Origin of the sequence: Cytobacillus horneckiae (genome assembly GCF_002835735.1) — a bacterium.
GTDB classification, from domain to species: domain Bacteria; phylum Bacillota; class Bacilli; order Bacillales; family Cytobacillaceae; genus Cytobacillus; species Cytobacillus horneckiae.
This window is the reverse complement of sequence record NZ_PISD01000076.1, coordinates 13,499-25,945: the sequence shown is the minus strand read 5'-3', so window position 1 is coordinate 25,945 and position 12,447 is coordinate 13,499. Positions and strand designations below refer to the sequence as shown.

Sequence of the window (12,447 nt, the reverse complement as noted above, 5' to 3'; positions counted from 1 at the left end):
TAGGGAAGGGGTAATGGCTATGGCTATCTCATTAGATAAATCATTAAATAATCGGCAAAAAGTAATGGATAATGTCAAAGAAGAAATAATTGGACCCGGTCAAATTAGAGATCACTATATAAAATTTAATCATATCGGCACTTCGATATTTGAATCAAGGGATGAATTGTACAAACCTTATTATTGGGAAGTTGGCGGAATTAAAGAGGAGATTCTCCAAAGAGAAACACCTACTCAAAGATATGTAAGCGGCCATTTGTTTCCATTAGGTACAAGTGAAAGTGACGAAGTTGCCCTTGAAACCCCAATTGGTGAAGAACCTAATGAAATTCAAGAAGACGATAAAATAGATAAATTGTTTGAGCGTAAAGAAGGTATAGAAACAACTGAAGACGATGGAGAAGTAGAATTATTTCCACAAAAAAATGACTTTATGCCTTCAACTATGGGGTTAACATTTTGTGTTAATAAAGATCTCCCTCAATTAAAAGTTAGAATAGAAGGTGGAACATATACACCTCACAATGTAAAAGTTAAGGGTGAAAGTAATAGTTTTCAATGGTGGCTGAGGGAAACTGTAGAAGGAATATGGGAGTTACCTTTAAACGAACTTATTAACCATAAACAAATGGAAAAACAAACTGAAATGAAAAATAAAAAAGGGGAGAAAATCTCCCATTATCATATTCAATTTCAGGCTCGACTTCGTGAAGTTAAGGATAAATATATAATCACCATTAGTGTTACAAACCGTTCATCAGTTCCGAAGTTTAATAGACAACAATTAATATTGTTTCAAGCAACAATGAGTATAAGTGCGCCAGATGAGCACTGTTTTTCTGTTTATCCAAAACAGTATGAGATGAAAAAGTTGTTGAGTGATGAAGAGGCTTCTACCGAACTTCTATATCGAAACGAAGGAGTATATGCTTTCGGTCATGGGTGTGCTGCAGACTGGGAGCAAAATTCTAAGAACGTCCAACAATTGTCGACCACTTTTATGCCAGAATATGAAGCACTAAGTATGACTCCAAACGTTTTTGTAAATCAAGATGGGAAAAAGGTTGAACTAGAAATTAAAATGAGTGATCTTGCTGGTCTTTCTAGTAATGAATCCCCTGAAAAAATATTAAAGCCTTTAATAGATGGTTATAGGGAATGGATAGAGAATAAAACAACAGAGGTTGAGGATGTCCCAGAACTATTACAATCGATTGCTGAAAAGCATTTAGAACTATGTAAAGAAAGTCTGGATAGAATGGAAAAGGGTCTTAAATTGCTAAAGGATCCACAATTATTAGAAGCATTTCGTTTAGCGAATACGGCAATACTTCTTCAACAGGTAAATGGTAAAGATAGACGTTTTGGACGTGTAGAAGATAAACAAATTATTTTTAATAAACCTTTTAAAGAAAGTATTAATGATGAAAATAAACTTAAGAACGCTAGTAATACTTGGAGGGCATTCCAGATTGCTTTTATATTAATGTCAATTGAGTCATTAGTTGATGAAAAGTGCGATTCAAGAGAAATTGTTGATTTAATTTGGTTCCCTACTGGTGGAGGTAAAACGGAAGCGTACTTAGGTGTTGCAGCCTTTCAAATGATTCTGAGGCGCTTGAAAAATAATATGGATGCTGGTGTAGATGTTATGATGCGATACACATTGAGACTTCTAACTGCTGACCAGTTCCAACGATCATCAAGACTAATGTGTGCCTTAGAGTACTTAAGAAGAAAAAATACTTTAAAACTTGGAGAAATTCCTTTTTCTATTGGTATTTGGGTTGGATCAGATACGACTCCAAATACTAACGTGAAGGCAAAAACGCAACTAAGTAAACTTCAAAAAAATGATAAAGATGCTAACCAATTTGTTGTAAATAGTTGTCCTTGGTGCGGAGCAAATTTAGGTTACTACGATCAAAAAGGAAGCAAGACAAAGTACTACTTCGGATACAAAATAAACAATGATAAATTGGTTGTTCATTGCCCGGATAAGAATTGCGACTTCCATGAAGAATTACCAATTTATATTGTAGATGATACGATATATGAGAAACGTCCAACTTTCTTAATTGGAACAGTTGATAAGTTTGTTCAATTAGTATGGAAGCCAAAGGCTAGAGCGTTGTTTGGATTAGACTCAAACGGAGATAGGTTTATTAGTCCGCCATCGTTAATAGTGCAAGATGAGTTACATTTAATATCTGGGCCACTTGGAACATTAACAGGTCTTTTTGAGACATTAATAGAAGAATTATGTTTGAAAAATGTAGACGGAAAAGTAGTAAAACCAAAAATAATAGCAGCAACGGCAACAATTAAACAATTTGAGGAACAAGCCCTTGCTTTATTTGGAAGAAAAAATTCAAGATTGTTTCCTAGTCCGGGACTTGAAAATGAAGATTCCTTTTTTGCAACTCCAGCAATAAATAAGGAAACAGGCAAGCCAATGCCGGGAAGGAAATATGTGGGGGTTTATACTACAACCGTTCGTATTATGATGTCACAGGTAATGGCATTTTCATCTATTCTTCAATCAACAGCCGAAATTAATGAGCAGGAAAGGGATCCTTACTGGACCTTGCTTTCATTCTATAATACTTTACGGGAATTAGGCGGCGGTCTGACATTAACTCAAACAGATATACCACAATATTCAAATTCAATGGCAATGAGAAAGGGACTTCAAAAGGATATAAGGTATATAAATAATGTTCTTGAGTTAACATCTAGAAAGCAAAGCCATGAAATCTCAAAAACTATTGATGATTTGAAACTAGAATATAAACCTAATAAAGAGCAAAAAGACATGAATTCTACTATTGATTTATGTCTTGCATCTAACATTATTGAGGTTGGAGTAGATATCGATCGTTTATCGGTAATGGCCATAGTAGGACAGCCAAAAATGACAGCACAATATATTCAGGTTAGTGGTCGTGTTGGACGTCGCTGGTGGGAGAGACCGGGATTAATATTTACTTTATATTCTAATACAAAATCGAGAGATAAATCTCATTTTGAACATTTTAGGGAATACCATCAAAAACTATATGCACAAGTAGAACCTACAAGTGTTACTCCTTTTTCAGATTCATGTTTAGATAGAGGTTTGCATGCAGTTGTTGTAGGGTTTTTGAGACAAGCATTAAATGATGATATTGCCAGAACTCCTGATTGGAAAGAAATTCAGAAGAACCTAAATAAAAAGATAGTCCCGTTTTACAATCGTTTACTAGAAAGAGCAGAACTTGTTGATCCAGAACAAATTGAAGAATTAAAAAGCAGGTTTAGGGTGATATTGAAACGACTTGAAAAAGGAAATTATACAGCATGGCAAGTTGATCCAAAGGTAAATGGTTATATGTATTCCGCAGGAACTACGATTCCTCATGCATTAAAAGTAAATGCCGAATCGATGATTAATTCAATGAGAAATGTAGATTCAGAATGCAGGGGGCTTATTGCAACAATATATAACTCTAGTGATGAGAATAGCGAAAGTGAAAGTGGTTGGGAGGCTTTATTTTCATGAAAGATTTACCTTTAAGAAGAGGACAACTTGTTACAACATTTGGACCGGGTGCTCTTGTTATTAGTCCCGAAGGGGAATCAGCAATGATTGGCGCCCTTGATAAATGGTATCATAACAAAAATGAATATCGTATTGAAGCATTTGATGAATATGAAATACAAGAACCTAGATTAAGATCTTTATTAAAGGTAAAACAATTACTGATGCCTCCAGATTTTAGACCAAGTTATCAATATAAAAATGCAGGAGGCGCGATAACTCAAACAAATACGGATTTGTATATTCCATTGTTACGATTCCCTACTTGGCACTATTGCCCCAAATGCAAAACATTACATCAAACTTCTATGTCATCAAGAACAAGTTGGCTAGATTGTAAAGAATGTAAAAAACAAATGAAGATGATTCAAGTACCATTTGTAATGGTATGTAATCATGGTCACATATCTGATTTTCCATGGAGAGAATGGGTTCACGGAGATGAGAATACCTCTTGTGATGGGCAAATGAAACTTCTTTCAACAGGAGGGGCAACTCTCGATTCTCTCAAGGTTAAGTGCACTTGTAATAAAGAAAGACCACTTAAAGGAATAATGTCTAGAAAAACTACTTCTGATTTGGATGAGGATCGAGTAAGTGAGTTAAGTAAAATGCTAAATAAAAATGAAAAAAAGTTATATCAATGTCCCGGTCATAAACCATGGTATGGTTCTGAAAATGATAAAGATAGTTGCACTTCTTATCCAATAGCAGTATTAAAAAATTCTATAAATGTGTATTATCCTAATACTATAAGTGCAATTCATTTACCGGGGGAAAATCCTGAAGTAGAAAAACTTATAGATATGTTTGAAAAAAATGGAGTTACCTCATCTTGGCTGGATACGGCTGATAATATGGATGGGAAAATTAAGACGGTGAAAAAATTATGTCCTCCAGAAATCCAAGAATATAAGCATTCGGATATTGAACTTGCTATCTTATACGTTGAGGGTGGAATAGAGGAAGAGCAAACTCCTGAAAGAGTAAGTACTAGGAATGCAGAAAAGGAATTAAGGAAAAGGGAATTTCAAACCTTAACAAAAGAAATTGATACAAAAAATCTCAAGGTAAAAAAAGAATGGATTTGCGATGATGTTACTGAAGAAGATACCACTACTTTCTTTAGTATGATAAATAGAGTGACAAAATTAAAAGAAACAATTGCTTTAACGGGATTTAAAAGACTAACAACCAATGATGAAGAGGTTGCACAGAACCAAATAACAAAGGGGAAACATTTGTTATTTAAAGACCCAAATCTACCGGAAAATAATTGGCTGCCGGCTTATAAGGTTTATGGAGAAGGCATTTTCTTTACTATCAATTTCGAAAAATTGCAGTCATGGGAACAAAGAAGCGATGTCCAACATTATTTCAATAAGTTGCTTACTCGTGCTGAGAAAAGAGGGACACATGTTGATGAGGATATTCTAAAGCCAAGAAATGTTCTTCTTCATACACTGTCACACATTATTATTGATGAGTTGGCTTTAACATGTGGCTATAATTCGGCTTCTATTCGTGAACGGCTATATCTAAATGAAGAGCAATGCGGGATATTAATCTATACATCTTCAGGTGATATAGATGGCACATTTGGAGGTCTTGTAAGAATGGGGAGACAAAAGAATTTCTTCCCAGTGGTCAATAAAGCAATTGATAAAGCACGATGGTGCAGTTCTGACCCTGTATGTTCGGAAATTGGAAAATCCTCAGGTCAAGGTGTTAATAATCTAAATGGGGCTGCATGCCATAGTTGTTCTTATCTGCCTGAAACTTCATGTGAATTAGGAAATCTCTTTTTAGATAGAACTTTACTAATTGATCCAAAATTAGGTTTCTTTAATAATTAACTAATGTAGTTAACTAAGAGCCAGAAATAAATTCTGGCTCTTAGTTTATTGAAAAGAGGAATGGATTATGAGAGAAGAAGAGTGTGCTAAATTTCTAATCAATGACAATCAAATAAACAGCAAGGATAAGGCAGTTAGATCTAGAATTAGTAAGGCAAGACTTGTTGAAGATAGGTTTAATGTTAATCTGGACCAGATTGTAAAAGATGATAAAGAAGTTTATGGTTTGCTGAAGCGAATTAAAGACGAACTTAATGATAGTAATGGGGCTATTCAAAATTCAGTAAGAAAGTATTATATGTTTGTAAATAAGACTGCATTTCCAACATTATCAAAATATGAAAAAACAATCTAATATCTAGATAGTTTTATAGAACGCTAAGATCAAATGATTTTAGCGTTTTTTGTTTGTCTGGTCCTGACTAGAATAAAATAGCGCGTTATACTTATTATCAAAATAGAATCATTGAGGTAATGAAATCATGGAAAAATTATTTTGTTCGAAAACGGAAAGAGTATATATATATATTTATCAATTTGCATTAATGACTCTTTTAATTTTAATATCAGCAAAGTTGTCTTTAGATTATTTTGATTTTGGATTTATCCTATATGCGATCATTTCGTACCTAATAATGTTTACGGGTGCAATTATATATCAAAAGATGTATATATCTATTTATAGGGCTGTTACCAGAACCAAAGGAGTGCCTATTGTATTAAAATATCTATTGATGACTTTAATATTAATAGTTTCTATTGTAACGGGATTCATAATGTTTTTTTACGAAAGAAGTCTATATGCTAGTATGTATGTTCCAGCATTCCTTTTTACCGGAGCATTAATTTGGGACACATGTGTAAATCAAATGATTGAAATCATAGAAGAAAGAGACAAAAGGGATATTAAATTCATAATAAATCATAAAAATTAAATCCCTTCTTTATTGGGGGGGCAAGTATATAAATAAAAATATAATTATAACTAATACATTTAATAAACCTATTAAACTTTTTAAAGGAGGCTGATCGTTGCCTCCTTTTATTTATGAATATATATTGGTGAAACTAAATGAATATTAATCATTAGAATTAATATTTTCGCTTTTATTAGAATAATTTCCAACGAAAAAAATCAGAAAAAGGGATGAAAAAAATCCCCGAAAAAAATCCATACAATAGGAAATGAATAAAATATATTTATCAATAAAAAAGGAGAAAATTATAGAGAGTACGTGGTGGCTAAAATATATTTATTTTAAGCGAAAATGGCTTAAAACTCCTATAATTAGGCTGATTCAGGGTAATTTAAAATTGAAAAAATAATATAAATTTTCGGATCGGAAATGGCCAGAATTTTAAAGGTTTACTTCTAGAAAAGTTTAATAGATAAATAATTGAATTAAAACTGAAAGGAGAGTACTCATGATTGCTTGGATACATTTTACAGAAGGGATAAATCTTATAGGGACAGGACCGTTACTTGCACTGTATTTAATTATTTTTGGGGGGATTTTTCTAATTAGTGTAAATGCTTTGGCTGAATATGCATTTAAAGAAAATATCAAAAGTTTGATTATATCAAAGTATATCTTTAACTATTGTGTGCTTTTTCTTCTCGTAGGAAGTATTATTTTGAGTTTTTGTATTTAGAAGAAAGGGGCAATTAAAATTGTCAAACAATAAAGAGAAAAAGGATAGAGATGGTTTGAAATTATTAATTAGTTTTGGATTTTTATTTTTATCATATTGGTTGTATGATTTGGCAAAATCAGCCTTGTGAAATAATTGGAGGGGGTTATAATGAACTTTAGATATCCAAAACAAAGAAATTATTTAATTTTAGTTGCAGACAATTACTATTCACTTAGTTTAGATGTAAATAGCATTTTTGATGAAATATTATTATTAAAGGAAAGGAAGATGGTTATTAATTGGCTGCATTCCTTAAATAACGAAAATGCTGTTCGTCTTGTCCAAAAGCCTAGAATAACTCTTAAATGCAAATTAGTTCCTCTGATTGTTAAATGACAGGATAAAATTCCTGTTATTTTTTTTGTGAGAAATATTTACCTTTTACCTTGAAGATGATTAGATGCGCGGTATAATCTTCATCATCAAATACTTGAGGTGATTACTTGAAGGGATATCTTGGATTTATTACGGATAAAAATGATCATGAGAGTTATACAGAGAGTATGAACAACTATGCCAAAAGAGTTAATAAAAATATAGATGTTGTATTCGTAAAGGACAATAAATTTATCGAACAACTTATTATAGAAAACCATGAAAAATATTGTAGAGTGCTCTTTTATAACTATGATGAATTTAGTAACATCAAACAGTTGCAATACATTTTTATGCTCTGCCAATCCTATAATTTAGAACTCTCAATTATTAAACAAGATATCCACTCTGATGTTGCTGTAGAGTTGTCTTATCTATTGCAAATAATATAATAGAAATAAAGGATTTTTAATGATATGTAAATAGAAATAATGATTGGAGAGAAAATATGATCTGTGAATGTGGTGGAGTTTTAAATGTAATAAGAGTAGAAGAATATCCGTTAGATGTAAAGGATAAAATTAACTATGCTCGTCTTTGTGATGTTGAATGTCTAAAGTGCGGAAATATTAAATACAGTCAACCTTTTGATTGGGGCAAAACTTTAAACCCAGTTAGGAAACTTGAAGTATCGAATAAAAATGAAATTGATTAATCGTTAAGTTGAATTAAGTTTGAAGATTAACTTTTGAGTCATTTAATCCGATGAAGTAATTAAAGGAATATTGTTCAAGTTTGCAACCTATAGAACAAAAAAGGAAAAATAAAATTTATTTCACATTAACCCATTTAAAATAAAGGAAATAACTCTTTCAGGTGGAACTAAAATGATATTAGGATTCCCCTTAATTCCTAATGTTTTTTGGTGTGTAGTAAGATAGTCTTTTTATGTTTACTTCCTTTTTAATGAAGTTACTTACTGAAAGACCAGACATAAACTTTGTCTGGTCTTTTCTTGTGGTTTTTTTATTTCGCGTAATGTTCAGAATAGATTCGTCACAATTATGTTCTAACATACTTACCTCGTCTTTTTCTTAATATGCTATAACATTTGTAAGCCTAGTAAATAGGCAAAATGAAAGGAGAGGATGAGGAATGAAATCACTATTAAAAGAAGATATGGATAATTTATTTAATGTAGGTGTAGGAAGTCAATTCGATTTCGTTGGTTGTTATATGGGTGAAAAGGGAAGTTATCTCATTGATCGAACTGATGGCCAAACTTACACTGATGATTTTCAGGCAGAGAGTATGGATGAAGCAATTAAACTACTTTTTGAAAAGGTTGAAGAGATGATCGATGAAGTTCAGATTAGATTATCTAATTATTATTCTGAAATGAATGAAGGTTATCCTGATGAAAGTTTTGAAGAAGAATTAAAAGAAAAATTGGATAATGCAGCCCTAACAGCACTTTATAAAATTCAAAGATATGATTTGAAATCTTTTTTTAGTGAGAATGAGTTGCAACTAGCAGAATTAATGCACAGGAAGTTAGTAGAAAGATACGAACTAAAAGAAGTGAAAGATATAGATTTTAATTACTATAAATAAGATTTTTTAATGTCTAAACAGTGGAGGTGATTAAATTGAATATGTTATCAAATGCAGACATTGAAGCATTAAAGAGCATGTATCAGCAAGCGCATTATAAAAGTGCAAGTCTCAATAGTGATGGTACATATAATTTATATTTGAATTTCGGTTATGGGTGTGACGAATACAGAGTAACTGAGGAACAATTAAATTATATTCAACATTAAACGGTGTAATAAAACAGGAGAAAATCGAGGAATCCATGGAAATGTGCTGGCAAAGGGTTCCAGACGCGCTATAATACGACCAACAACAAGTTTGTCAGATAATATGTCTTATGCGACGAAACCTATAGCATAGCCTATATTTTTTCGTCGCATAACATAAATATTATTTATTCAATATTTGTCGTATAACATTGCGCAGGAGGGTACCCATAATGGAAATTGTTTCAGTTACCTTTTCTCAATCAATTAATGAGTTTAGAAACTATTTGATTGAATCGAACAGAAGTAAGAATACTATTAAAAGTTATGTTCAAGATTTACTCATTTTAGAGAATTGGTTGTTTTCCAGACATGCTGATCCAATTATGGTGGAGGCAATTACGAAAACTGATATAAAAGATTTCGAGCGTGAAATAAAAACAACTTCCACATTATCTCCAGCGACTGTTAACCGAAAACTAGTATCCGTAAAAAAATGGGCTACTTATTTATTTGAATCGAAATTTTCTCCGGTTAACTTGGGTCAAGAGATTTCAATTATGAAGGTTCAAAAACAGAATACCATTCGTTGGTTAACGAGACAAGAAGTAGGCCGTTTATTACATGCAGTACAATTAACAAAACATAAAAATTTTCAAAAAGGGTTATTACATGAAACACTTATCATTCTTCTAGTGAATCTTGGGTTACGAATTGAGGAAGCATGCTCCTTAACAAAGAATTCAATTTCGTTTCGTAATAATTTAGTAAATGTGTTGGGTAAGGGATCAAAGCATAGAGTCGTACCCCTAACCGAAAAAACAAAGGCACACATACTTCTTTGGTTGGAAAATAGGGAGAAAGATTCCGATTATATTTTAGTTAGCAGCAAAAGCAGTCAATTAAGTACCAGAGCCGCTCAGCATATATTAAAAAAGTATAGCACTCAAATTGGTATAGAGATTACTCCACATTCTTTAAGACACACCTACTGCAAGCAGTTAGCAGATAGTGGAGTTGGGCTCCAATCCATAGCAGATTTAGCAGGTCATAGTTCGATGGATACTACTCGAATTTATGTTACTCCATCTATTAAAGAACTGCAGAACGCCCTTAAGAAAACAGAATTTTAATTGACCTAAACTATTGAGAATGAGAAATATGTAAAAGATGTTTATTCCTCTACTTATACGCGTTATAATGAGGGTGTAATATACTAATATATGAATATACGCAAAGGAGAGGCTACCTAGGAGCCTCTCCTTTTTTTCGTTTGCGGAAATAATTATCAATACGCGCTAAAATATTCTTAAAAGAAAAACACTACGTTCGTAACATTGGATTGGAGAGGATTGAATGTATTATTTAGATTACGTATCCAGTTATTTCTGTATTGCAGGTTTTCTATGGTTATTGATGATCCTGGGAATTAAGTTTCTACCGAACGTTTTAAAACAGGGAAAAGAAAATGCTGCCAAATGCCAAGAAAAACTGCTGTTAATTAGTATTCCTTTATCCTTGATAATAGGGTATTCAGTTTTTCACTTCTTTAATTTATACGAATATATGATGGTTGTTTAAGATTCTAATATATTTTATATAGTAGAATTTATTGTTAGGGTTGTACCCTTTTAGAAAAAATTAGATAAAAACCCAACTTGGCCCTTTACATCCAATAATTATTGTGATAACATTTAATCAAGTTATTATTATACATGATTTAGTTTAGTGTAGTTTAATTTTAAATTTTAGATTTTAATATATTATAAATAAATCTCTTTCTTTTTATCACTTTAGAGGGAAGAGAACAAAAGATATACTAATATACTTAATTTAATATGATGATGAGTTTGTGATTCACTATGGATTCTTACTCATAATCGTTGTGCATGAGTATGCCTTTGTTGGCTTATGCTTTAATTTTCCATGCATACTTTGAGTCTATTAGTTATATATCTTTGTTCTTTTCAATTTGTGATAAAGAGGAGGAGATTTTTTTGTGCGGATTTTTCTAATGTCTTCAAGTTTAAGACTAAACAATTGAATAAGATAATTAAATTCTATGGGGGTTGGGTGCTAAAGGTATTAATCTAATGATTAAAGACGGAATATTCCGAATATTAGAGGGTCCGAAGGCAAGTTTTCAATTAGAGTGAAGGGTTTTCTATGTTATTCGAATTAAATTACTTGATATCTAAGGAGGAAATTTTTATGAAAAATAATGGAGTTTATAAGATTGGTTATATGGTTCACTTAAGTATTGAAAGGGATGACAGCATAGACCTAGATTTGAAACACCGTGTATTAGAAGACTTGTTAGAAAGTGTTAAAGGGTTAAGTGTTGCCAATTACCATTCTTATAAGAGTAATCCACTAGTTGCTCAGTATTTTATCAGTATATTAAGAAAGCAAGGCATCGACACGATTGCTGTGCAGGATCGTTCAATCTTTAAGAAGGATATCATCAATCTGTTTATCGAAGAGGGGTTTGATTTCATTTTGATTGAAGTTAACAGCAGCAAAACAAAATACCGAATTGAGGAGATTACTAACAAACAATTAAGGTCTGATCTTCACAATGTAGTCAGAACCAGTAAAGTTAAATGGGAAAATCTCGGATTTAAATATAGAAAGGCACTAAACAGTTATGAAAAATTGGCAAAAATTTCTAATGAATTAATAGATGAATACGAATCTACTACTGGTATTAACGTATCCGCCTATTAGGGTTCGTTATTGAAGGAAACCGTTTCTGATTTAGTGGAAAGTGACTATAAAACTATACAAGGAGATGATTGTTTATGAAAAACGTAACATTTTTTACATTATTACCAGAGACAATTTTAGGGAGAACAAGGAATTCTGCTGAGGAATTTTTTGAGTACTGTATGATGGCGGATATATTTGCTCAGAGCAACAACCTCAATATTGTTAATGGTTGTGGAATTTCAAACCTTGGAGATGTTAATATGCGAAAAAAATATTTTTCGAGACTTAAAAGAAGATCAACTGTATTAATAATATCTCCTGTACATGTTGCAAACCCTGTAATTCTAAATTTATTCATCGGTAAGGAGGTAACCTTCAGGGTGATTGAAGGTGATTATCTTATAAAACCAAAAAATTTAAAAGAATTTTTTTTAGAAGAATTAAAATCATCGCCAGAAGAGAGTGCAGTTAATTCGAACTGAAAAATTGC

12 protein-coding genes are annotated in these 12,447 nt (G+C 32.0%); all 12 read left to right on the top strand.

What is annotated here, in order from left to right:
• Positions 1 to 19: 19 nt before the first annotated feature.
• The gene (locus CWS20_RS25490) at positions 20 to 3,541 is read left to right on the top strand and encodes a helicase-related protein (RefSeq protein WP_066192436.1); all 3,522 of its coding nucleotides are present in this window, start codon (positions 20 to 22) and stop codon (positions 3,539 to 3,541) included.
• Entirely contained in the window at positions 3,538 to 5,436 is a 1,899-nt protein-coding gene (drmB, locus tag CWS20_RS25485; RefSeq protein WP_066192438.1) for a DUF1998 domain-containing protein, read from the top strand. The genes CWS20_RS25490 and drmB overlap by 4 nt, the downstream gene beginning before the upstream one ends.
• Positions 5,437 to 5,503: 67 nt before the next feature.
• Positions 5,504 to 5,791, top strand: a complete 288-nt coding sequence (locus CWS20_RS25480; RefSeq protein WP_066192440.1) for a hypothetical protein — start codon at positions 5,504 to 5,506, stop codon at positions 5,789 to 5,791.
• A gap of 1,070 nt (positions 5,792 to 6,861) precedes the next feature.
• Positions 6,862 to 7,089: a hypothetical protein gene (locus CWS20_RS25470; protein ID WP_066192443.1), complete on the top strand. Its 228-nt coding sequence runs from the start codon at positions 6,862 to 6,864 to the stop codon at positions 7,087 to 7,089.
• 150 nt (positions 7,090 to 7,239) lie between these two features.
• Entirely contained in the window at positions 7,240 to 7,467 is a 228-nt protein-coding gene (locus CWS20_RS25465; RefSeq protein ID WP_066192445.1) for a hypothetical protein, read from the top strand.
• 107 nt (positions 7,468 to 7,574) lie between these two features.
• A complete protein-coding gene (locus CWS20_RS25460; protein WP_066192448.1) occupies positions 7,575 to 7,898 on the top strand; it encodes a hypothetical protein in 324 nt (107 codons plus the stop codon).
• Positions 7,899 to 7,954: 56 nt separating this feature from the next.
• Positions 7,955 to 8,161 carry a hypothetical protein gene (locus CWS20_RS25455; RefSeq protein WP_066192450.1) on the top strand — a complete coding sequence of 69 codons (207 nt, stop codon included), beginning with the start codon at positions 7,955 to 7,957 and terminating at the stop codon, positions 8,159 to 8,161.
• A 440-nt stretch (positions 8,162 to 8,601) separates the two neighbouring features.
• A complete protein-coding gene (locus tag CWS20_RS25450; protein WP_066192452.1) occupies positions 8,602 to 9,060 on the top strand; it encodes a hypothetical protein in 459 nt (152 codons plus the stop codon).
• 35 nt (positions 9,061 to 9,095) lie between these two features.
• Positions 9,096 to 9,269 (top strand): hypothetical protein, encoded by a 174-nt coding sequence (locus tag CWS20_RS28270; protein ID WP_157090497.1) that lies wholly within the window; start codon positions 9,096 to 9,098, stop codon positions 9,267 to 9,269.
• A 212-nt stretch (positions 9,270 to 9,481) separates the two neighbouring features.
• Positions 9,482 to 10,381 carry a tyrosine-type recombinase/integrase gene (locus CWS20_RS25445; protein ID WP_066192457.1) on the top strand — a complete coding sequence of 300 codons (900 nt, stop codon included), beginning with the start codon at positions 9,482 to 9,484 and terminating at the stop codon, positions 10,379 to 10,381.
• A gap of 1,033 nt (positions 10,382 to 11,414) precedes the next feature.
• The gene (locus CWS20_RS25435; protein WP_142385422.1) at positions 11,415 to 11,975 is read left to right on the top strand and encodes a hypothetical protein; all 561 of its coding nucleotides are present in this window, start codon (positions 11,415 to 11,417) and stop codon (positions 11,973 to 11,975) included.
• A 74-nt stretch (positions 11,976 to 12,049) separates the two neighbouring features.
• Positions 12,050 to 12,439, top strand: coding sequence for an AbrB/MazE/SpoVT family DNA-binding domain-containing protein (locus CWS20_RS25430; RefSeq protein ID WP_066192463.1), 390 nt, complete (start codon positions 12,050 to 12,052; stop codon positions 12,437 to 12,439).
• Positions 12,440 to 12,447: the final 8 nt, after the last annotated feature.